General features: G+C 62.1%; 18 protein-coding genes and 2 pseudogenes. 11 read left to right on the top strand and 9 right to left on the bottom strand.

The genetic code is table 11. From position 1 onward, the window contains the following. Positions 1 to 3: 3 nt before the first annotated feature. Entirely contained in the window at positions 4 to 1503 is a 1500-nt protein-coding gene (locus tag PHI64_RS16035; RefSeq protein ID WP_299884678.1) for a PLP-dependent aminotransferase family protein, read from the top strand. A 79-nt stretch (positions 1504 to 1582) separates the two neighbouring features. Here the strand turns inward: PHI64_RS16035 and PHI64_RS16030 are convergent, their stop codons facing one another. Both PHI64_RS16030 and PHI64_RS16025 read right to left on the bottom strand, forming a co-directional pair. Further along, positions 1583 to 3508, bottom strand: coding sequence for a LapD/MoxY N-terminal periplasmic domain-containing protein (locus PHI64_RS16030; RefSeq protein WP_299884675.1), 1926 nt, complete (start codon positions 3506 to 3508; stop codon positions 1583 to 1585). A gap of 10 nt (positions 3509 to 3518) precedes the next feature. After that, positions 3519 to 4142 carry a transglutaminase-like cysteine peptidase gene (locus PHI64_RS16025; RefSeq protein ID WP_299884672.1) on the bottom strand — a complete coding sequence of 208 codons (624 nt, stop codon included), beginning with the start codon at positions 4140 to 4142 and terminating at the stop codon, positions 3519 to 3521. A 399-nt stretch (positions 4143 to 4541) separates the two neighbouring features. Between PHI64_RS16025 and PHI64_RS16020 the strand changes: the two genes are divergently transcribed. From PHI64_RS16020 to PHI64_RS16010, 3 genes and pseudogenes are all read left to right on the top strand, one after another. Next, positions 4542 to 6362, top strand: coding sequence for a TolC family outer membrane protein (locus tag PHI64_RS16020; protein ID WP_299884669.1), 1821 nt, complete (start codon positions 4542 to 4544; stop codon positions 6360 to 6362). A 129-nt stretch (positions 6363 to 6491) separates the two neighbouring features. Further along, positions 6492 to 6827: pseudogene (locus PHI64_RS16015) on the top strand (transposase); the annotation flags it as partial. 135 nt (positions 6828 to 6962) lie between these two features. Further along, positions 6963 to 7217 (top strand): annotated as a pseudogene (locus PHI64_RS16010) (transposase); the annotation flags it as partial. Between the two features lie 137 nt (positions 7218 to 7354). On the opposite strand, the gene PHI64_RS16005 reads toward PHI64_RS16010, so the two are convergent. Beyond that, positions 7355 to 8458: an aromatic ring-hydroxylating dioxygenase subunit alpha gene (locus tag PHI64_RS16005; protein ID WP_299884666.1), complete on the bottom strand. Its 1104-nt coding sequence runs from the start codon at positions 8456 to 8458 to the stop codon at positions 7355 to 7357. Between the two features lie 127 nt (positions 8459 to 8585). Here PHI64_RS16005 and xseB point away from each other — a divergent pair, with 127 nt between their 5' ends. The 4 genes from xseB (at position 8586) to folE2 (ending at position 12541) form a co-directional block, all read left to right on the top strand. Continuing rightward, complete coding sequence (gene xseB / locus PHI64_RS16000) at positions 8586 to 8804, top strand: exodeoxyribonuclease VII small subunit (RefSeq protein ID WP_299884663.1); 219 nt, start codon at positions 8586 to 8588, stop codon at positions 8802 to 8804. Beyond that, positions 8801 to 9697 (top strand): farnesyl diphosphate synthase, encoded by an 897-nt coding sequence (locus PHI64_RS15995; protein ID WP_299884660.1) that lies wholly within the window; start codon positions 8801 to 8803, stop codon positions 9695 to 9697. The genes xseB and PHI64_RS15995 overlap by 4 nt, the downstream gene beginning before the upstream one ends. Before the next feature lie 53 nt (positions 9698 to 9750). Continuing rightward, positions 9751 to 11649 (top strand): 1-deoxy-D-xylulose-5-phosphate synthase, encoded by a 1899-nt coding sequence (gene dxs, locus PHI64_RS15990; RefSeq protein ID WP_299884657.1) that lies wholly within the window; start codon positions 9751 to 9753, stop codon positions 11647 to 11649. An 82-nt stretch (positions 11650 to 11731) separates the two neighbouring features. Beyond that, positions 11732 to 12541 (top strand): GTP cyclohydrolase FolE2, encoded by an 810-nt coding sequence (gene folE2 / locus PHI64_RS15985; protein WP_299884654.1) that lies wholly within the window; start codon positions 11732 to 11734, stop codon positions 12539 to 12541. Positions 12542 to 12636: 95 nt separating this feature from the next. Here folE2 and rplS read toward each other — a convergent pair whose 3' ends face one another. The 4 genes from rplS to rpsP form a co-directional block, all read right to left on the bottom strand. Next, a complete protein-coding gene (gene rplS, locus PHI64_RS15980) occupies positions 12637 to 13032 on the bottom strand; it encodes a 50S ribosomal protein L19 (RefSeq protein WP_296564151.1) in 396 nt (131 codons plus the stop codon). Positions 13033 to 13120: 88 nt separating this feature from the next. Then, positions 13121 to 13900: a tRNA (guanosine(37)-N1)-methyltransferase TrmD gene (gene trmD, locus PHI64_RS15975; RefSeq protein ID WP_299884650.1), complete on the bottom strand. Its 780-nt coding sequence runs from the start codon at positions 13898 to 13900 to the stop codon at positions 13121 to 13123. Then, entirely contained in the window at positions 13900 to 14403 is a 504-nt protein-coding gene (gene rimM / locus PHI64_RS15970) for a ribosome maturation factor RimM (RefSeq protein ID WP_299884647.1), read from the bottom strand. Before rimM ends, trmD begins: the two co-directional genes overlap by 1 nt. 37 nt (positions 14404 to 14440) lie before the next feature. After that, positions 14441 to 14692, bottom strand: coding sequence for a 30S ribosomal protein S16 (gene rpsP / locus PHI64_RS15965; protein ID WP_299884644.1), 252 nt, complete (start codon positions 14690 to 14692; stop codon positions 14441 to 14443). A gap of 198 nt (positions 14693 to 14890) precedes the next feature. On the opposite strand from rpsP, the gene PHI64_RS15960 reads away from it, so the two are divergent. Next, complete coding sequence (locus PHI64_RS15960; protein WP_299884641.1) at positions 14891 to 16381, top strand: hypothetical protein; 1491 nt, start codon at positions 14891 to 14893, stop codon at positions 16379 to 16381. On the opposite strand, the gene PHI64_RS15955 is transcribed toward PHI64_RS15960, so the two are convergent. Beyond that, positions 16378 to 17637: a YihY family inner membrane protein gene (locus PHI64_RS15955; protein ID WP_299884639.1), complete on the bottom strand. Its 1260-nt coding sequence runs from the start codon at positions 17635 to 17637 to the stop codon at positions 16378 to 16380. The two genes, PHI64_RS15960 and PHI64_RS15955, sit on opposite strands and share 4 nt — an antisense overlap. A 37-nt stretch (positions 17638 to 17674) precedes the next feature. Here PHI64_RS15955 and wrbA point away from each other — a divergent pair, with 37 nt between their 5' ends. Both wrbA and PHI64_RS15945 read left to right on the top strand, forming a co-directional pair. Further along, on the top strand, positions 17675 to 18271 hold the full coding sequence (wrbA, locus tag PHI64_RS15950) for an NAD(P)H:quinone oxidoreductase (RefSeq protein WP_299884636.1): 597 nt from the start codon (positions 17675 to 17677) through the stop codon (positions 18269 to 18271). Continuing rightward, positions 18268 to 18633, top strand: coding sequence for a DUF2069 domain-containing protein (locus tag PHI64_RS15945; protein ID WP_296564139.1), 366 nt, complete (start codon positions 18268 to 18270; stop codon positions 18631 to 18633). The genes wrbA and PHI64_RS15945 overlap by 4 nt, the downstream gene beginning before the upstream one ends. Positions 18634 to 18643: 10 nt before the next feature. Here PHI64_RS15945 and PHI64_RS15940 read toward each other — a convergent pair whose 3' ends face one another. Beyond that, positions 18644 to 20176 carry a 2-isopropylmalate synthase gene (locus PHI64_RS15940; RefSeq protein WP_299884631.1) on the bottom strand — a complete coding sequence of 511 codons (1533 nt, stop codon included), beginning with the start codon at positions 20174 to 20176 and terminating at the stop codon, positions 18644 to 18646. Positions 20177 to 20263: the final 87 nt, after the last annotated feature.

The raw sequence follows: 20263 nt of genomic DNA, 5'->3' as shown, positions 1-20263 counted from the left end.
CAATTGTTCAAGCACGCCCAACTGGAGTCCGTCAAAGCCTGGATCGGTGACCCCGCTCATGGCGCCCTGCCCCTGCATGCCCGCGTCCAACGGGCCATTCGCCAGTTGATTCTCGACGGTGTTCTTGAGGTGGGCAGGCCTTTGCCCGCATCACGCGCCTTGGCACAGTCACTGGAGGTTTCCCGCGATACGGTTGAGTCGGCCTACAGCCAGCTACACGCTGAAGGCTTCATCGAACGACGTGTGGGCAGCGGCAGCTATGTGTCGGAGCGGGCTCTGCGTCTGCCTAGGAGAGGCGCACCCCGGCAAACAGGCGTGGATGGCCGGGCAGCACTGCGCCTCAGCCAGCGAGGCAGCGCCATATTCGATAGCGGTGGCGTGCGTGACTTTCTGGCGCCACGCCCATTTGCACCCGGCGTCCCGGAAACGCGCAGCTTTCCACTTCAGACCTGGGAGCGCTTGGAGCGGCAGGTGCTTAAGGAGTACGGCACCCTGGCGTTACTGCATAGTGCGCCCCAGGGCATGGAACCGCTGCGGCGTGCCATCGCCAACTACGTCAGTCTCGAACGGGGGGCACACGCAACGCCCGAACGCGTACTGGTGCTGACCAGCTCGCAACAAGCCCTGACCCTTTGCGCCCAAGTGCTGCTGGACGCCGGTGACCGGATCTTCATCGAAGACCCCGTTTACCATGGCGCACGCAAGGCCTTCGACGCCGCCGGGCTGGAATGTGTACCCGTGCCGATGGACACCGACGGCCTGCAGGTGGAGCACCTGCTAGAGACAAGCAAGCAGCCCGGTATGCCGCCCAGGGCCGTGTTCCTGACCCCATCGCACCAGTTCCCCACTGGCGCAACGCTTACGCTGGACCGGCGCCTGGCCATCATTGAATGGGCCAGAGAAAATCAGGGGTGGATCATCGAGGACGACTACGACAGCGAATTCCACTATGCAGGAAAGCCCACCGCCTGCGTGCAAGGGCTCGACCCCCATGAACGGACGATCTACATCGGCACCTTCACCAAGTCGCTGTTTCCCGGACTGCGCATTGGCTACATGGTATTGCCCCCCTCGCTGGTGGCGCCCATGACCGTGGCCCGCACCTTGCTTGACGGACACAGTGCCCCCATTCCGCAACTCACCCTGGCACGCTTCATCGAAGGCGGCCACTTCGGCGCCCATGTGCGCACCATGCGCGCCGTTTATGCTGAACGTCGCGACGTACTGGCGCGCCTGGTGCGCCAGCATCTGGCCGATTTCGTGGAAGCACATGTGCCCGCTGGTGGCATGCAGATGCCCTGCGTATTCATCCGCGAAATCTCCGAGCGTGACGCAGTGGAATCCGCGCGCCGGATGGGTATCGACCTGCTGGGACTGACGGCACTGCATGCATCGAGTCGACACAAGGCCGGCTTCCTGATGGGCTTTGCCGCCCATGCCCCGCACGAACTGGAAATCGCAATCAAAAAACTGGCCAAGCTACTGCACGCGCTGTGCCATTGATCCCCACATTTTGAAATGGGGCGCAGCCCGTTCAGCTGCGCTGCCGTGTCTTCGCAATCAGGCTGGGTAGCCAAGAAATTCAGCCTGCCGCCAGACGGCGCGACGCCTCGGGGCCGGTCATGCCTCCGACTCCCAGATTGCGGGCCGCCGCCCACTCCTCGGCGGTGTGGACCTGCTCTGCGTAGACCGCCACCTCCAGGCCGTGGGCCACATCCACGATGGCCTTGACCAGACGTTGATGGCCGGGGTTTTCATGCAGGCTGGCAACGAAGCTGCCGTCCAGCTTCAGATAGGCCAGCCGCAGCGCGTACAGGCGCGGCAGCGCCGCCATCTGGCGGCCGAAGTGCTCGATACCCAGGTGGGCGCCGTGCCGCGCCAGTACCTCGGCCAGGGCCTCCAGGCCGGCCAGACTCGCATCAAGCCCGCGCTCACTGACCTCCACTGCGATTCGCGAGGCGCCCGCTCCAGCCGTCGCCAGCAGGATGTCCAGCCCGTCCAGGAAACCCGCCTCAATCAGAGAACGGGGCGCCACGTTGATGGCGATCGGCTCGGATGACTCGCCCAGACGGGCGATGCCGAGGCGCAGGGCCTCCAAGTCACAGGCTGCCGCCAGACCAACCCGCACTGCCGCCGGCATGAACTGTCCTGCCGTCAGCACGGCGCCCGCCGCAGGCAGGCGCAGCATGTACTCTCGGTGGACCAGGCCGCCATCGGCGGTAAGCACCGGATAGCTGGTGAGGGTGAACTCGTGGCGCGCCAAGGCCCCCTCAAGCATCTCCCTCCACCCCTCTGCCCCGGGCACCGGGATCGGCAAAGGCGACCCACCGGGTTCGGCCACGATGCCGCCCTCGGCCTCGGCACGCATCAGCGCCGAATCCACCCGCGCCATTAGTTCGCCCGGGGTGTCGTCGCGCCTATAGGCCACCGCGGCTGCATCCAGATGCAGGCGGTGGGCGCCATCCACTTCCAGATCCAGCGCCGTGACGACACTGCACAGGCGCTCAAGCATGGCGCGCCCGTCGGCCAGCCCCATGCCGGGCACCAGCACACCGAACTCGGCGCCACCAAGGCGCCCAAGCGCCACATCATCCCCCGCTTCCAGGCCGTCCTTCAGCGCATCAGCCACGGCGCTCAGCCACTCGTCCGTCCGGGCCCGCCCGAGTTTCTGGTTGAGCACCACCAGGTCGGCAATCCGCAGCACGGCGAGACAGCCCCCCGGAACAACGTCCGGATCGGACAGCACTCGCCGCAGCTCACCATTGAAAGCAGCCCGGTTGAGCAGGCCGGTACCGCCGTCATGACTGCCCTCGTCACGCAGGCGGGCAATCCGGCCAGCCTGCTCGGAGAACAGGGCGCGGATACGTTCGGACATGTGGTTCAAGGCCCGGGCCATGCTCTGCAACTCAACGACCCGCGGCTCCTCAATGACCCGGAACTGCCCGGCGCCGATGGCCTCCGCCTGCTCGGCCATCTCATCCAGGGGGCGGCGGACCCAGCGCAGCAGCATCGACACTGCCATGGCCCAGAACAGTCCGATGGCCAGCATGAGGCTCCCCAATTGCAGGGTCCCGCGCCATAGGGAACGGTAGGCGTAGCTACGGGCCGCGACCACACTCACGTTGCCAACCTGCCGCCAGCCATCACTGACCAGTGCCTGCCCTGTCCGGGCCTCCATGGGCACCAGAGACACCAGCCAGGCGGGCACGCCCTCGGCTGTATCGTCTTGCGTGCGCTCAACCAGCACCCGCCCCGATGGATCGGTGAAACGGATCTGACGGTAATGCCCGCCGTCGAACAGCGCCGTCACCAGCAACTCCATGGTGGCCACATCCTTGCTCTGCTGGGACATGGACAAAGCCAGGGACACCGCCCCGTCGCTGGCCTGGGCTGTCAATTGCTGCTCGAAGTAGCTACGCGCGGTAAACAGGCTGACCGCAAAGGCGCCGACGAGCACCACCGCCATGGCCACCACCACGCTGACCCACAATCTTCTCAACAGGGACATATCGATTCCTTCAAGGCGTGTAGCCTTCCGAACGCATGCGCAGGAGCAGCTCCCGCCAACGGGACACCCGATCCACCGGGCTGGTGGCCTGGGCAGCTCCGCCGACAAAGACCCCTTGCATATTGAAACTGAAGACCGGCACAAGGTCGGGGCGTGCATTTGCCGGCCGGATCTCTGTGATGAGGTTGTCGAGCACCAGGGGGACCGCTTCAGGCGAACGGTAGTAGCTCAGCACCATGTGAGCCTGACTCACGCTGCTGCCAGCCCCTCCCACCTGCGCCCGTACATAGGTCATGCGCAAGCGATCTTCCGGCACCCCCAACTCACGCAGGGTAAAGTACTTCGCAAAGACAAAGTCCTCACAATCCCCTGCCCCCCGGGCCATTGTCTCCAGAGGCGTGGCCCAGTAATCCGCCTGGGACCACACCACGCTGTCCTCGGCAAAGCGGATGCGCCGGTTGAAATACTCATTGATCCGGCGCAGTTGCTCGTCTTCGTTCAAGCCACGCCACCCGCCGACCGCGCTACGCCATGCATCAACTGCCTCGCTACCCGCCGGGCCGAAGCGCTGCTGCGCAACCTGGCGCATGCGCTCCACCTCGAAGCCCCCCAGGGCCAGCCCGATGCTCAGCATGCAGACAGCCCCCATTACGCCACCCTGACGGCGGATGACCGCAAGGACGGACGGGCAAGGAAAGGGGAAACTGAATGGCATTGAGGAGGTGGAAACCATGGGCGACCCTTGCGGACCGCCCTGCAGCGGAGATGCCTTCTGGATGAGTGGATATTCGGGCCGAACCAGCTTGAATCAACGGCGGGGCGCGGAAAAAGTTAAGCTTCGGGTTCTCCACCCGTCAACTGTGAAATATTTATTCAAGGCATTCATCCAGTCGGCACATCCGCCACGAGCAAGAAATAATGCTCAAGGCAAGCTCCGAACGACGCATAGAATCTGGCCTTATTCCGGACCTGAGTCCGTGACCCCCGTGACGACGCGTATGCCGTCCCCTCACCTCCCATGACCGAGATGACAATGTTCAAAGCAACAAAGCTCTCCGCCAGCCTCGCTCTCTGTTTCGTGGCACTCTCCTCCGCCCAGGCCGGCACCCCCGGCACCCTGCCGGACGCCATCGAAAAGGCCGTTCTCCGCAACCCCGAAGTGCTCGCCCGTCTGCACAACTACCAGGCCTCCGATGCCGAGCGTGATGTGGCCCGCGGCGGCCTGTTTCCACGCATCGATCTGCAGGGTTACACCGGCCGCGAACGCCGCGAAACCCCGACCACGCCCTCCGACACCTACACCCGCCCCGGCTATCAGCTACAGCTGCGTCAGCTGATTTTTGATGGCTTCGCCACCGGCAACGATGTTAAGCGGCTGGGCTTTGCCAGGGCCGTGCGCTACTACGAACTCCTCGGTACCACCGACGAGACCGCATTCGAAGCCGCCCGGGCCTATCTTGACGTCCAGCGTTACCGCGAGCTGAGCAAGCTGGCTCAGGAGAACTGGGCTATCCACAAGGAAACCGTGGATCAGATCGAACGCCGGGTGAAGGCCGGTGTAGGCCGCCGCGTCGACCTGGAACAGGCCTTCGGTCGCCTGGCCCTGGCCCAGTCCAACTGGCTCACCGAAAGCTCCAACCTCCACGACGTCAGCCAGCGCTACCAGCGTGTGGTTGGCGAAGCGCCGGCAGACACGCTGGAAGTCGCTCCCGCACTGGGCCAGCAACTGCCCCTCGAGAAGGATGTACTGCGCCAGGCCATCACCGACAACCCGGCCTTCCGGGCGGCGGTCGCAAACATTCGTGCGTCCCGCGCCAACATTGACGTCCAGCGGGCCAACAATCTGCCCACCGTCGAACTGCGTGCCAGCACCGGCATGGATAAGAACCTGCTCGGCGTGAGCGGTGAAACCAATTCCACCGCCCTGCAGGTACTGCTCAACTGGAATCTCTACAAGGGCGGCTCCGACGAAGCCCGTATCCGCCAGTCCCACGAGCAGCTCTACAACGCTACAGATCTGCGTGACAAAGCTTGCCGCGACGTGCGCCAGCAGACTGCGATTGCATGGAACGACGTCAAGAAGCTCAAGGAGCAACTGATCTATCTGGAACAGCACCAGCTTTCCACAGAGAAGGCCCGGGATGCTTACCGGCAACAGTTCGACATCGGACAACGCAGCCTGCTCGACGTGCTCAACACCGAAAACGAACTTTTCGATGCCAAGCGCGCCACCGTACGCGCCCGCTACGACCTGACCCAGGCCGAGCTCCGCGTGCTCACGCAGACTCACCGTATCCTGCCCAGCGTGCAACTTACCCCCGTTGCCCGGACGGCACCCGAGGAAGCGGGCCGTAGCGACGCCGCCCAGGACGAGAACCTGCAGTGCAGCACCGAACTGCCCATCGTTGCCCCGCTAGACACCGTGGGCGCCATGCGCGGCCGTCCCGAGCCTGCTCCGGTGCCCCTCCCGGTTACGAACGCCATGGCGGCGGCGGCCATTCCTGCCGCCACGCAGGCCAGCGTCCCAGCGCTTGAACCGCTGGTCAAGTCCTGGGCTGCCGCCTGGTCGGCGAAGGACTTCAAGGGTTACAAGGCTTTCTATTCGAGCCGTTTCCAGCCCGAACAGGGCAAGCTCGACGCCTGGATGGCCATGCGCGAGAAGCGCCTCGCGAAACCCGGCGAGATCAGCGTAGCAGTTGAAAACGTGAAGGTGCACAGCATCTCCGCCACCGCCGCCGAGGCCAGCTTCACCCAAAACTACCGCTCTACCGACTTCAAGGACACCACACCCAAGACACTCCATTACGAGCTCGAAAACGGGCAGTGGAAGATCGTCCGAGAATCGAATCGCTGATTCCTCTCTGGCTCCTGCCCCCTTACGGAATGGGAGCAGGCAATAAAAAAGGGAGCCTGCTGGCTCCTCAGACTGCTGACAAAGCCCCAAGCCCCCGCCCGCCGGGGGCTTGTTTTTTATAATATCGGCATGCTCAAGCCTGCTGCCGCCACCGCTCAGACCGAACTGGAGAGGGTGACGTTGGACCAACTGGTTCCGCGTGATCACCTGCTTCGCCTGATCGACACTCACATCCGCTTCGACGTCATCCGCGAGAAGTGCGAAGGACTGTATTGCGCGAACAAGGGCCGCCCGGCCATCGATCCGGTGGTGCTGTTCATCGGCCAGCTGTTCGAGGCGCGCTCCGAGCGTCGGTTGGTACGCGAGATCGAGGTCAATGTGGCCTACCGCTGGTTTCTCGGGCTGCACCTGACAGACAAGGTACCCGATGCCTCCACGCTGAGCCAGAACCGGCGGCGTCGCTTTGCCTGGACGGGGATCGAGCACAAGCTCATCGGCGGGCGCGGCCTGTATGGGGGGATGGGCTACGGCCGCCCCAGCCACCGGGAGGGGTGCTTCGACAAACGCGAGTACGCCTACGATCCGAAGACCGACTGCTACCTCTACGCGCCCCGCAAGGGAACCGTTGAACGCAGCTTTGCCGACGCCAAGGAGTTGCATGGGCATCGCTACGCCCGCTTTCGCGGACTGGCCAAGGTTCAAGCCCAATGCCTGCTCTCGGCCGCCTGTCAGAACATGAAGAAGATCGCCCTGCTGCTGGCCCGTCGGGCGGCCGCCCTTTTTGGCCCGAAATTCCGGCTTTACCACGCCCTCCAAGCGCTCTACGCGGCCAACATCTCCTCTTTCTCCAGATGAGCGCCACGGGCGCAGGCCGCTACCGGGCGCTTCCTGTCGTCGGAGAGGGCTTCAGAAAGCACAAACCCCCGGAAAAACCGGGGGTTTGTCAGCAGTCTGGGGAGCCTGCTGGCTCCCTTTCTTATTGGGCCTGGACCTCAGATATGTGGCTGGATGATGCGCCGGTAGAACTCGTGGAAATGCTGCATCCCGTCCTCGTAGGGCGACTGGTACGGCCCCACCTCGTTGCGCCCTTCCTTCAGCAGAGCCAGGCGGCCTCGATCCATGCGCTCGCCGATATCGTCGTCTTCGACGGCGGTTTCCATGTACGCGGCTTGCTCGGCCTCAACCATATCTCGCTCGAACTCGAGGATTTCCTCCGGGTAGTAGAACTCAACCACGTTGGTGGTCTTGTTGACATCCGTGGGGATCAGGGTGCTTACCACCAACACATGGGGATACCACTCAACCATGATATTGGGGAAGTAGGTGAGCCAGATCGCCCCATGTTTCGGCATCTCGCCCCCATGGTAAGCCATCACGGCCTCATGCCAACGCTTGTAGGTGGGCGAACCGGGCTTCTGCAGGGAAGTAATACCGACCCGCTGCACCGAATACCACTCGCCGAACTGCCAGGTCAGGTCGTCACAGGTGACGAACTGGCCGAGCCCCGGATGGAAGGGCACCACATGGTAGTCCTCGAGGTACACCTCAATGAAGGTCTTCCAGTTGTAATTGCACTCGTGGATCTCGACCTTATCGAGCTTGTAGCCCGCAAAGTTCAGCTCACCTCCAACCTGCATCCCGGCCAGATCCGCATTGGCGGAACGAGGCCCCTTGAAAAGCAGGCCCTGCCAGCTCTCTAGCTTCTGACGTTGCAGATTGAGGCAGGGCTTCTCGGCAAAATGGGGCGCGCCGATGAGCAGACCATCCGGGTTGTACGTCCAGCGATGGATCGGGCAGACGATGTTCCGATCGGCTTGGCCGGTCCCCTGCAGCATGATGGCCTGACGATGGCGGCAGATGTTGGACATCTGATAGAAACCATCGCCCCGGTTAATCAGCAGCTTCGAGTGATCCAGCCATTCGAGAGAGCGATACTGATCGACTTCCGGCACCATCAGCTCGTGGCCGACGTAGCCAGGACCGGCATCGAAGAGGAGACGCTTCTCCAGCTCGAAAATCCTGTCATCGAAGTACCACGAGACCGGCAACTGGGAAACCGCCGGCGAAAGAAGTGCCTGAGAAGCAATGTCAGACATCCCGAACCCCCTGATTCAAAGCGAAAGCCCGAAACGTAAAACCCGAGATTATATATTATTACGCGTTTGACCTGAAGCCCGGCCATAGGCTATTTTTACGGTTTCCCCACGTTGGATCCGGCCACGCATGGTCAAGCCCTCCAAGTCTCCCAGTTTCGAATCCGCCGTCTCCGAGCTGGAATCCATCGTTCAGGAGATGGAAAACAGCCAGCTCCCCCTCGACCAGGCGCTGGCCGCCTACCAGCGCGGCACCACGCTGCTGCGTCAGTGCCAGGATGTCCTGAGCAAGGCCGAGCAGAGCATCCGCATCCTTGAAACCACCGACACGGAAGCCCCTTCTGCATGAGCACGCCGAGCTTCAGCCAGTGGATGACCCATATCCAGGAGCGCATGGAGTCCGCCCTGGACCGCGCCCTCCCCGTCCCTGCGATCACCCCCACCCGCCTCCATGAAGCGATGCGTTATGCCGTCCTGGGTGGCGGCAAGCGCGTGCGCCCACTGCTCGTTCACGCCGCCGGCGACATCAGCGGCGCCACGCCCGAGCGCCTCGACCGGGTGGGCTGCGCCCTCGAGATGATCCACGCCTACTCGCTGGTGCACGACGACATGCCATGCATGGACGATGACACCCTGCGCCGCGGCAAGCCCACCGTTCACGTTCAATTTGACGACGCCACCGCCCTCCTCGTCGGAGATGCTCTGCAGACCCTGGCCTTTCAGCATCTTGCCGAGGCCCCCGTGAGCGACGACCCCCAGCGCCAGCTAGGCATGCTCCGGCAATTGGCCATCGCCTCGGGATCCCGCGGCATGGCTGGTGGGCAGGCCATCGACCTGGCTTCGGTGGGGTTGCAGCTGAATCTGTCCGAGCTGGAGTTCATGCACATCCACAAGACCGGCGCCCTGATCCGGGCTGCAGTCGGCCTTGGCGTACAATGCGGCCGCAATCTGAACGACGATGAAATGACCTCACTGGATCACGTCGGCAAGGTCATCGGCCTGCTCTTCCAGATTGTCGATGACATCCTCGACGCCGAAGCCGACACCGCCACGCTGGGAAAGACTGCCGGCAAAGACGCCGCCAACGACAAGCCGACCTACGTCAGCCTGCTGGGCGTAACCCGCGCCCGGGCGCTGGCCGAAGAGATGTGCCAGGACGCGCTGGATCGCCTGGCGGCCTTTGGAGAGCCGGCGCGCCGCCTCTCCGAGCTGACGCGCTTCATCGTCCATCGACAGTTTTGAGCGCCGCCCGGACGAACAACCAAGAACACTCATTAACGACCCGGTAACCCGGAATGCCCCTCGGAACGCAGCCCGCCACACCCCGCAGCAGCCTGCTGGAGAGCATCGCCTCGCCCGCGGACCTGCGCCAGCTCGACCCCAGCGAACTCCCCCAGCTGGCCGACGAGCTGCGCAATTTTCTGATCAGCTCGGTGTCCCGTACGGGCGGACACCTCTCATCCAACCTGGGAACCATCGAGCTCACCGTCGCCCTGCACTACGTCTTCAACACCCCTGAAGACCGCATCGTGTGGGACGTTGGCCATCAAACATACGCCCACAAGATCCTCACTGGCCGCCGTGAGGCCATGGCCGGCCTGCGCCAGTATCAGGGCATATCGGGCTTTCCGCGGCGCAGCGAGAGCGATTACGACACCTTTGGCACAGCTCATTCCTCCACCTCCATCTCTGCCGCCCTCGGCATGGCGGAAGCGGCGCGCCTGCGCGGCGAGGATCGGCGTGCCATTGCCGTGATTGGCGACGGCGCCATGTCCGCAGGCATGGCCTTCGAAGCGCTCAACAACGCCGGTGACATCCACGACACCAACCTGCTGGTGATCCTCAACGACAACGAGATGTCCATCTCGCCACCGGTGGGGGCCCTCAACAAGCACCTGTCGCGCCTTCTGTCGGGCAAGCTTTACAACGGTGCCCGCAAGATCGGCAAGCGTTTCCTCGAGAATCTGCCCCCACCGGTCTTCGAACTGGCCCGCCGCACTGAAGAACACGTCAAAGGCATGGTCATGCCCGGCACCATGTTCGAAGAGTTCGGCTTCAACTACATCGGCCCCATCGACGGTCACGACCTCGAATCCCTGCTCCCTACGCTGCAGAACCTGCGCACGCTGAAGGGCCCCCAATTCCTGCACGTCATCACCCGCAAGGGCCAGGGTTACAAGCTGGCCGAAGCCGATCCCATCCTCTACCACGGCGTCTCGCGCTTCGACCACACCGCCGGCATCGCCACAGGCAAGGATGCCAAGAGCGGCGGCAAGCTCACCTACACCCAAGTGTTTGGTGACTGGCTGTGCGACATGGCCGCCGCCGACGAACGGCTCGTGGCCATCACCCCGGCCATGCGTGAAGGTTCCGGGATGGTCCGCTTTGCCCAGGAACACCCCGGCCGTTACTACGACGTGGGGATCGCCGAGCAGCATGCCCTGACCTTCGGTGCCGGGCTGGCCTGTGAGGGCTTCAAGCCGGTGGTCGCCATCTACTCGACCTTCCTGCAGCGCGCCTACGATCAGCTCATCCACGACGTCGCCCTTCAGAACCTCCCGGTCATGATGGCCATCGACCGGGCAGGCCTGGTGGGTGCCGACGGAGCCACCCATCACGGCGCCTTCGACATTTCCTACCTCCTGTGCGTCCCCAACCTGACGATCTTCTGTCCGGCCGACGAAAACGAGTGCCGGCAGATGCTCTATACCGCCTATCAACATGACGGCCCCACTGCGGTCCGCTATCCCCGTGGCAGTGGCCTCGGCGTCACCCCGCAAAGCACAATGCAGGCCCTGCCCATCGGCAAGGGCGAGCTCCGTCGCAAGGGTCGCCAGACTGCGCTGCTGGCTTTCGGCAGCCTGCTGGGCGCTGCCTTGCAGGTTGGGGACGAACTCGATGCAACAGTCGCCAACATGCGTTTTGCCAAACCCATCGATCGGGACCTCATCCTCCAGCTGGCCGACACGCATGATCTATTGGTCAGCCTTGAAGAAAATGCAATCATCGGCGGCGCAGGCTCGGAGATTGCCCGAGTGCTGCATGAAGCCGGAAGGCCGACCCGCCTGCTTCAGCTCGGCCTGCCAGACCGCTTCATCGACCATGGCGATCAGACCCAGCTAATGGCTGAAGTCGGTCTCAACGCACAAGCCATAAGGCAGCGAATTGAAGAGACCTATCGGTCGAATAGTTGAGTGCTTTTGTCGGGAATGATAGGATCAATCCATCCAGGGGCCGCAGATCCCCATTCCCCAACGAGATTTAACGAGAACAGTCATGACCACGTGTGAAGCCCCCACCCCGATTCCGGATGTCCAGAATTCCGCTGACTCCCGCCAGCTGGCCATCAATAAGGTCGGCATCAAGTCCATCCGCCATCCGATTAGGGTTCAGGACAAAAATGGCGGTGTTCAGCACACCATTGCCGTCTTCAACATGTACGTTGGCCTGCCCCACAATTTCAAGGGCACCCACATGTCCCGCTTCGTGGAGATCCTGAACAGCCACGAACGCGAGATTTCCGTCGAATCCTTCGAGCCCATGCTGCGCGAGATGGTCAGGAAACTCGAAGCCGAAACCGGCCATGTGGAAATGACCTTCCCATACTTCATCAACAAGGCGGCACCCGTCTCCGGCGTCCAGAGTCTGATGGATTACGAGGTCACTTTCATCGGCGAGATCCGTGAAGGCGGCGCCTACGAGTTCACCATGCGCATCGTCGTGCCGGTTACCAGCCTGTGCCCCTGCTCGAAGAAGATCTCCGCCTACGGCGCCCACAATCAGCGCTCCCATGTCACCGTCACCACCACCACCAACGATCACCTGTGGATCGAAGAGTTGGTGCAACTCGTCGAGGGTCAGGCCTCCTGCGAGCTGTTTGGCCTACTCAAGCGCCCCGACGAAAAGTTCGTGACCGAACGTGCCTACGACAATCCCAAATTCGTTGAAGACATGGTTCGCGACGTTGCCGGCTGCCTCAACCGGGAAGAGCGCATCGACGCCTACATCGTCGAATCCGAGAACTTCGAATCCATTCACAATCACTCCGCCTACGCACTCATCGAGCACGACAAGCGGCCCGCCTGAAGGCAACCCCCTCCTCCCCGCCTACAAGGAGAGGGGCAGATATCCAGGACGAAAAAAAACGGAACCGAAGTTCCGTTTTTTCGTCCTGGAAAAACTCAGGCCTTGGCAGCAGCCTTGGCAGCGAAGGACTTGTAGTCCAGCTTTTCCTTGATACGTGCGGACTTGCCGGAGCGGCTGCGCAGATAGTAGAGCTTGGCACGACGAACATCGCCGCGACGCTTCACTTCAATGCTGGCCACCAGCGGGGAGTAAGTCTGGAACGTACGCTCCACGCCTTCGCCGGAAGAGATCTTGCGAACGATGAAGCCGGAGTTGAGACCACGGTTACGCTTGGCGATGACGACGCCTTCGTACGCCTGCAGACGCTCGCGGTTACCTTCCTTGACCTTCACCTGGACAACCACGGTGTCGCCGGGGGCGAACTCGGGGATGGCCTTGCCTTGGGTCAGGCGGGCGATTTCTTCTTGTTCCAGTTGCTGAATGAGGTTCATGCGTAACTCCTGAAAAAAATGAGGCCTGTGGCCTTTCGTACAGAGCAGGTCGCCACCTGATGCACGGCTTTGTTATGAAACCGGAAAACTAGGTTTCCGGCTTCTTTTCTGACTGCCGGAATGCCTCCAGCAGTCGGAACTCTTCCTTGCTCAACACGCGTCCGGCAAGCAGGTCCGGGCGCCTCTGTTCGGTACGCCCCAGAGACTGCTGCAATCTCCAGCGCCGGATCTCGGCGTGATTGCCTGACAGCAGCACGTCCGGAACACTCATCCCGTGATATTCCACCGGGCGGGTGTAATGCGGACAATCCAGCAAACCATCCACAAACGAGTCCTCCACCGCGGAGTCCTCGTCGTTCAGCGCACCAGGCAACTGCCTGATAAGCGCATCGAGCAAGACCATCGCCGGCAATTCCCCCCCCGAAAGGACGAAATCGCCGAGAGAAATCTCTTCATCCACGCAGCGATCGATCAGGCGCTGATCAACACCTTCATATCGACCACACAGCAGGATCAGCGAGGGCTCAGCCATCAACTGGCACACCTTGCGGTGATCCAGCGGCTGGCCCTGGGGCGAGAGATAAATCACTCGCCCTGCGGCACCCACGGACTCAAGCTGCCGGGCCTTCGCGCTGGCGATGGCCTTTTCCAGCGGCCCCGGCAACATCACCATCCCCGGGCCACCGCCATAAGGGCGGTCGTCTACGGTGCGATGACGATCTTCCGTGAAATCCCTGGGATTCCAGCAGTGAATCTCATAAAGCGCCCTGTCCCTGGCACGTCCGGTAATGCCGAACTGCGACAAGGCAGAAAACATTTCGGGAAACAGGGTGAGGACATCGTAGGCCTTGCAGCCCTCGGAAGACATCACCAATCCGCGTCCCACTCCACAACGATCTTCCCGGCTGAAGTGTCTACCGTCGTCACATACGCGGCCACAAACGGAATCAGCCGCTCAGTGTCTCCATCCTGAATCTGCAGGACATCATGCGCTCCGGTAGAGAGCAGGCCAGACACCTTGCCGAAAGACAACCCTGCCGCGTTGAACACCTCCAGCCCGATCAGATCGGCCCAGTAGTATTCGTCCTTTTCGGGTTTGGGCAGCGCCGCGCGGGGAGCCGCCACAAAGTACCCGCTTACAGCCTCGGCTTCGTTGCGGTCAGGCACTTCGGCAAAGCTGGCAACGATGCCACCTTTACCGTGTTCTCTACAGGCCTTCAGCGTGTAGGGAACCCACTCTTTCCCGTCTGGATCGGTAGACAGCCACCACTGTGGCATTTGCCGCCACGACAATGGATCGTCGCCAAAGGGATGAACCTTGACCCAGCCACCAACGCCGAAAGGCGCAACAATGCGCCCCAGGACGATCATGGAAGGGTCTTGAGACAGATCAGAAGACCCTGACAACTCAGGCAGCCGCCTTGGCAGCCTGCTTCACGAGACGGGCAACGGTGTCGGACAGCTGGGCGCCGTGACCTTCCCAGTGGGAAAGACGCTCGGCATTGACCACCAGGCTGACGGCATTGCCGGAAGCAACGGGGTTGTAGTAACCGATGCGCTCGATAAAACGACCGTCACGACGATTGCGGGAATCGGCGGCAACGATGTTGTAGAAAGGACGCTTCTTGGAACCGCTGCGGGCGAGACGAATAACAACCATGACTTGTTCCTGATCCGATGGAATGGAAAAACGTCGGATACTAAATCACGAACAGAAAAACATCAAGGCGTATGCAGGATCGGGGTACCACGACAGCCTCCCGTCGCAGCCCGCAATGGGATCAACGAATGGCGAAACGCGGCACATATCACGGCGATTTAATTACAATGATGGCCTGGTCACGAGACTTTCCAGGCAATGAACGCCGCCGAATCCAATCTTTCCGATCCTACTGCGCCAGTTCTCGACTGGCTGGCTTCCAATCTATCCACCGATGCGGATCTGGAGCTGGCAACTCTCGTTCGCCATCTTGAGGAGCTCGGTCGTTCGGACGTCAGCCACAGCCAGCTTCACCGCTGCCTAGACCTGCTCCACTCGCGCAGCATGGCCATCAGCCGGCAGTTCAGGGAGCGCCTGGCAGGTGCATCCCTGCCACTCACCCTTGGACTCCATCGCTCCGCAACACGGCTCGTATCGGCACTTGGCAAGCTTGCCGCCAGCCACGAGGAAGTGCTCAGCGAGGTTCGCAATCGACTGGTCAGAACCCTCCGCCGCAACCCGGCCACCATCAGCGCAAAAGCACTTGAACTCTTGGGCGAGCAACTCACCATCGCCCACCTGGCGGGCAACAGCGCCCCCTATGAATTCTGGCTCAAGGCCCACTCCCTCTACGCCGGGAGCATCGCCGAAGCAGAAACCGGACATGGCAGCGAGACAACAGAAAGTGCCAAGGCCGCCTACAAGTACCTGCTCGCATTCTCGGCAGCCCACCCGGAAGGCCTGACGGGCAGGGAGATCTGCTGGCTGTCCGACTTTCTCACCAGCAACGCAAACAGCACCTCAATTCGCCATTCAGCGCCGGGCGAGGACGAAATGGGTTGGTTCTGGCTCGACCCCGATCAGGACACCCAGCCCATGTCGATTCATCGGCGCAACCCGCCGAATGTGGACGGGCTGGTGTACTTCTCGGGTGAAGAGCTGGCCCGGCGAGCCACTTCCCTCATCGAAATCCTCGAGGGTGAAGCCCCTCTCCCCGCCGGCTTCCACGCCGGGCTGGAACGAAGCGAAGCAGCAACGCTGTTGCGTCGCGTGAGGGAATACTGGGCCTGCCCTCCCCGCCGAGAACACTCCCGCCGACGCAGCCAATACGCTGTCAGGGTGTGCTGCGGTCTCGATACCATCTGGAAGATGCTCCGCGACCCAGGCCTCATCCACCAGGCGCGCTACTCCTCCGAGTGGATGGTGGTCAATGAGAGCCCCACAGGCTATGCGATCATGCAGGTCACCGGAAACGCCAACGAACTCAACGCCGGCATGGCGTTGGCCCTACGTCGAAGCGACGACGAGCCGTGGACACTCTGCGTGGTACGCTGGATTCGCACCGAAACGCCTGAGCAGATCGAGCTCGGCCTTCAGGTTCTGGCCAACTCCGCCAAGCCCGTGACGGTCGGCTTCCGCAATGCCAACCGAACCCGCCCCATGAGCCCGGCCCTGGTACTCCCCCCCGTCCAGGCTCTTGGCCGCCAGCAGGCCATCCTGGCGCCTGCAGGCACTTATTCGGCCCGACGCTTTATGCTGGTGTCCGACACCAACCGCCTCTACGTTGCCCAAGGGCGGCTACTCAGCCTGGACATGCAGACCGCCGCCGTTGAGCTCTTTCAGTACGAGATCGACCCCTACCCCCTCTAGGCCCGCGCCCTCCCCTCCTCCAGCAACTGCCCGAGAGACACGTCCATTGTCACATCCATAGCAGCCAGCATCTTCTGCCAGGGCATCTGCACCAAAATCTCCGGACCGCCCGACACTCTCCCCGCATCCGGCGGCAAAGCCAATCCGAAAAGACTCACCAGCTCCACCAGGCGCACGCTTTCAGCGGAGCGGGCCAGCAACCAGCCACCCGAATCCCGCCGCACCACGATCCTCGACGACGCCAACACGGCCAGCACGTCCCGAACTTCGTCATGGCCAACCCGGGCTACCTCTGCCAATGCCTCCACACTCCGGCAATCACCGCTGGACTGCGCCTCCGCCAGTTCAAATAGCATCAGCAGAGCCACATAAAGGCTTCGCCCTGGAAACATCGGCAAAGGCTTGCGACGCAGACTGCGTTCCGGAAGAACTGCAGCCACGACCGCCCCCAGCAAGATGACTATCCACGACAGATAGAGCCACAGCAGGAAGATCGGAACGACCGCAAACGCACCGTAAACCAGGGTGTAGCTTGGAAAGTGCGCCAGATAGAGACTGAACAGACGCTGCATCACAAGAAACCCGGCAGCCGCAAACAAGCCCGCCAGCCCTGCATCGACGAGCCTCACGCTGCAATGGGGAACGGCAAAATAAAGAGTGGCAAACACGCCGGCCAACACCCCCAGGGACACCAGCCGCAGTCCCACCACTTCAAGCCAAGCGGGCTCATTCATTAAATCCATGGATACACTCAGCATGGCGCCTGCCGCAAATACGCCGCCCGCCAGTAGCAACGGCCCCAGGGACAGCACCGCCCAGTAAGCCACCAAGCGCGTCGCCCAAGCCCGATGCACCTGCACACGCCAGATCTGGTTGATCACCTGATCGATGGTCCGCATCAGCAAGATCGTCGTCAGGATCAGTACGATGCCGCCGACAATAGTCAGATTGGTGGTCTTCTGGCTGAACTGGAGGGCGTAGGTGGCAATGACCTTGCCAGCTGTTTCGGGCAGGAGATTGTCGAGCAGAAAGCCCCGAAGAGCATCGGTAAAACGCTGTGACTGGGGAAACTTGCTGAACACCACTGCCACCAGCGTCACGAAAGGCACGACAGAAAGCAGGGAGGTAAAGGCGAGGCTCGCCGCCACCTGGGAACAACGCCCTTCTCGGAAACGCCGCACCACTGCACTCAACAGCAGCCGCAGGCCCCGCAAGGACGCACGGAAGCGATGCCCGGAATCGAGCTCTGAGTTCATTTACGTATAATGCCTTTCCGCTTCACAGACCTGACCCATGCAGGAAGTCCTCGTCCTTTATTACAGTCACCGAGGCTCGGTTCGCGCCCTGGCAGAGATGATTGCCCGGGGTATCGACTCCGTGCCGGGCGCATCGGCAAGGTTGCGGACCGTACCACGTGTATCCGCAGTTTGCGAAGCCACCGAGTCCGACATCCCCGAGCGCGGCGCCCCTTACGCCGAGATGCGTGACCTGGAAGAATGCATCGGCCTCGCCATTGGCAGCCCCACCCGCTTCGGCAACATGGCCGCACCGATGAAGTACTTCCTCGACAGCACCGCCGGCCCCTGGCTTTCCGGCGCTCTGGCGGGGAAACCCGCCTGCGTATTCACTTCCACCGCCAGCCAGCACGGCGGTCAGGAAAGCACTCTGCTGTCGATGATGACACCACTGCTTCATCACGGCATGTTGATCGTCGGACTCCCCTTCTCCGAACCCGACCTGACCCGCACCCGCAGCGGTGGCTCTCCCTATGGCGCCACGCACTGGGCGGGCAAGGACGAAAACACCCAACTCACCGACGAGGAAAAACGCCTCGCCAAGGCCCTGGGCAAGCGCCTGGCCGAAACTGCACTGAAGCTCGCCACGCCATGAAACCAAAAACTCTGTCTCTGATAGCCAGCATCACCCTGCTCAGCCTCATTGCCCTGTGCCTTGCCTGGGAAACCATGCTGGCCCCGCTACGCCCGGGCGGCTCCTGGATGACCCTCAAGGTCCTGCCCCTGATGGCCGCCCTCTTCGGCATCCTGCGGGGCACGCGCTATACCTACCAGTGGAGCTCGATGATGATCCTGCTTTACCTGACAGAGGGTGTAGTGCGCACCAACGACGCGGCCCCCGGCAACGCACTGGCGCTGGCGGAGGCCGTTCTGAGCGTGATCTTCTTTGTGGTGGTGGTGCTTTACTCGCGCAACACCGCCCCTTCACGACTGGCCCAGGCCTCGAAGGAGACCTGAGCCTGCGGGCTCAAACCTGCGGGTTCATCTTCTCCGAACCCGCCTGAATCTTGTTCAGGGCATTGAGATAGGCCTTGGCGGAAGCCACGATGATATCGGTGTCGGCACCCTGCCCATTCACCACCCGTCCGTCCTTCGACAGGCGTACCGTCACCTCGCCCTGCGCATCCGTACCGGTGGTAATGGCATTCACCGAATAAAGCAGTAGCTCCGTTCCACTGTTGGCCACCACCTCGATCGCCTTGAAGGCCGCATCGACAGGGCCCGAACCGCAGGACTCCGCCTTGGCCTCGCTACCGCCCACCGCAAGGGTCACCCGCGCACAGGGCGTTTCACCGGTTTCCGAGTGAAAGGACGAAGACAGCAGGCGGAAGTGCTCCTTCGGCTCCGAGCTCTCGTCGCTCATCAGCGCCTGCAGATCCTCGTCGAAGATCTCGTGCTTCTTGTCGGCGAGTTCCTTGAAACGGGCAAAAGCGTGGTTGAGCTGCTCCTCGGAGGTGATATCCACGCCCAGCTCCTGGAGGCGCGAGCGGAAGGCATTGCGCCCTGAGTGCTTGCCCATCACCAGTTTGTTGGTGGTCCAGCCCACATCTTCGGCACGCATGATTTCATAGGTTTCCCGATGCTTGAGCACGCCATCCTGGTGAATCCCCGATTCGTGGGCAAACGCATTCGCGCCGACGATCGCCTTGTTGGGCTGCACCGGAAAACCGGTGATCCCGGAGACCAGCTTGGAGGCCGGAACAATCTGGGTGGTATCGACGCGGGTATCACACTGGAAGATATCCTTGCGGGTGCGCACCGCCATGACGATCTCTTCAAGTGAAGCATTGCCGGCACGCTCGCCCAACCCGTTGACCGTACATTCCACCTGCCGGGCACCGGCACGCACGGCCGCCAGCGAGTTGGCCACCGCTAACCCGAGGTCATTATGGCAATGCACCGACCAGACCACCTTGTCGGCACCGGGCACACGATCGATGAGGGTACGGATGGTCTCGGCGAACTGCTCCGGGACGTTATAGCCGACGGTGTCCGGCACATTGATGGTGGTCGCGCCAGCCTTGATCACCGCCTCGAAAATGCGGCACAGGAAATCGATCTCGGAACGACCGGCGTCCTCGGCAGAAAACTCGATGTCGTCGGTGTACTCCTTTGCCCAACCAATCGCGCGCACCGCCTGCTCGACCACCTGGTCGGGGGTCATGCGCAGCTTTTTTTCCATGTGGATGGGGCTGGTGGCGATGAAGGTGTGGATACGACCGGACGCAGCGGGACGAATGGCCTCCCCGGCACGGCGGATATCGTTCTCGTTGGCGCGAGCGAGGGAACACACGGTGGACTCCCGAATCGCCTCGGCAACAGCCTTGACCGCCTCGAAGTCGCCGTTGGAAGCGGCCGCAAAGCCCGCCTCGATGACATTGACCTTCATCCGCTCGAGTTGCCGGGCAATACGCAGCTTTTCATCCCGCGTCATCGATGCTCCGGGGCTTTGCTCGCCGTCGCGCAGGGTCGTGTCGAAAATGATCAGCTGGTCGTTCATTATGGGCTCCCGCCGGTTCTTTGTAGTTGGATTAAGGCGCATTCCCGACGTTCAATCCGTCGGGAATGCAGGAGTTCGCGGTTTATC

Origin of the sequence: Zoogloea sp. (genome assembly GCF_028689785.1) — a bacterium.
Lineage (GTDB): Bacteria > Pseudomonadota > Gammaproteobacteria > Burkholderiales > Rhodocyclaceae > Zoogloea.
Note: the sequence above shows the minus strand (reverse complement) of the source record. Positions and strands in the feature narration are given on the sequence as shown.

What these genes read in the sequence shown, in the direction of transcription:
- rplS (WP_296564151.1), bottom strand. Translation starts at nt 13,032, where the DNA reads ATGAACCTCATTCAGCAACTGGAACAAGAAGAAATCGCCCGCCTGACC.
- PHI64_RS16005 (WP_299884666.1), bottom strand. Translation starts at nt 8,458, where the DNA reads ATGTCTGACATTGCTTCTCAGGCACTTCTTTCGCCGGCGGTTTCCCAG.
- PHI64_RS16025 (WP_299884672.1), bottom strand. Translation starts at nt 4,142, where the DNA reads ATGCTGAGCATCGGGCTGGCCCTGGGGGGCTTCGAGGTGGAGCGCATG.
- PHI64_RS15945 (WP_296564139.1), top strand. Translation starts at nt 18,268, where the DNA reads ATGAAACCAAAAACTCTGTCTCTGATAGCCAGCATCACCCTGCTCAGC.
- PHI64_RS15960 (WP_299884641.1), top strand. Translation starts at nt 14,891, where the DNA reads ATGAACGCCGCCGAATCCAATCTTTCCGATCCTACTGCGCCAGTTCTC.
- PHI64_RS16020 (WP_299884669.1), top strand. Translation starts at nt 4,542, where the DNA reads ATGTTCAAAGCAACAAAGCTCTCCGCCAGCCTCGCTCTCTGTTTCGTG.
- wrbA (WP_299884636.1), top strand. Translation starts at nt 17,675, where the DNA reads ATGCAGGAAGTCCTCGTCCTTTATTACAGTCACCGAGGCTCGGTTCGC.
- rpsP (WP_299884644.1), bottom strand. Translation starts at nt 14,692, where the DNA reads ATGGTTGTTATTCGTCTCGCCCGCAGCGGTTCCAAGAAGCGTCCTTTC.
- PHI64_RS16030 (WP_299884675.1), bottom strand. Translation starts at nt 3,508, where the DNA reads ATGTCCCTGTTGAGAAGATTGTGGGTCAGCGTGGTGGTGGCCATGGCG.
- trmD (WP_299884650.1), bottom strand. Translation starts at nt 13,900, where the DNA reads ATGTCTTCCGAGGGCTGCAAGGCCTACGATGTCCTCACCCTGTTTCCC.
- PHI64_RS15955 (WP_299884639.1), bottom strand. Translation starts at nt 17,637, where the DNA reads ATGAACTCAGAGCTCGATTCCGGGCATCGCTTCCGTGCGTCCTTGCGG.
- rimM (WP_299884647.1), bottom strand. Translation starts at nt 14,403, where the DNA reads ATGATCGTCCTGGGGCGCATTGTTGCGCCTTTCGGCGTTGGTGGCTGG.
- folE2 (WP_299884654.1), top strand. Translation starts at nt 11,732, where the DNA reads ATGACCACGTGTGAAGCCCCCACCCCGATTCCGGATGTCCAGAATTCC.
- dxs (WP_299884657.1), top strand. Translation starts at nt 9,751, where the DNA reads ATGCCCCTCGGAACGCAGCCCGCCACACCCCGCAGCAGCCTGCTGGAG.
- xseB (WP_299884663.1), top strand. Translation starts at nt 8,586, where the DNA reads ATGGTCAAGCCCTCCAAGTCTCCCAGTTTCGAATCCGCCGTCTCCGAG.
- PHI64_RS15995 (WP_299884660.1), top strand. Translation starts at nt 8,801, where the DNA reads ATGAGCACGCCGAGCTTCAGCCAGTGGATGACCCATATCCAGGAGCGC.
- PHI64_RS15940 (WP_299884631.1), bottom strand. Translation starts at nt 20,176, where the DNA reads ATGAACGACCAGCTGATCATTTTCGACACGACCCTGCGCGACGGCGAG.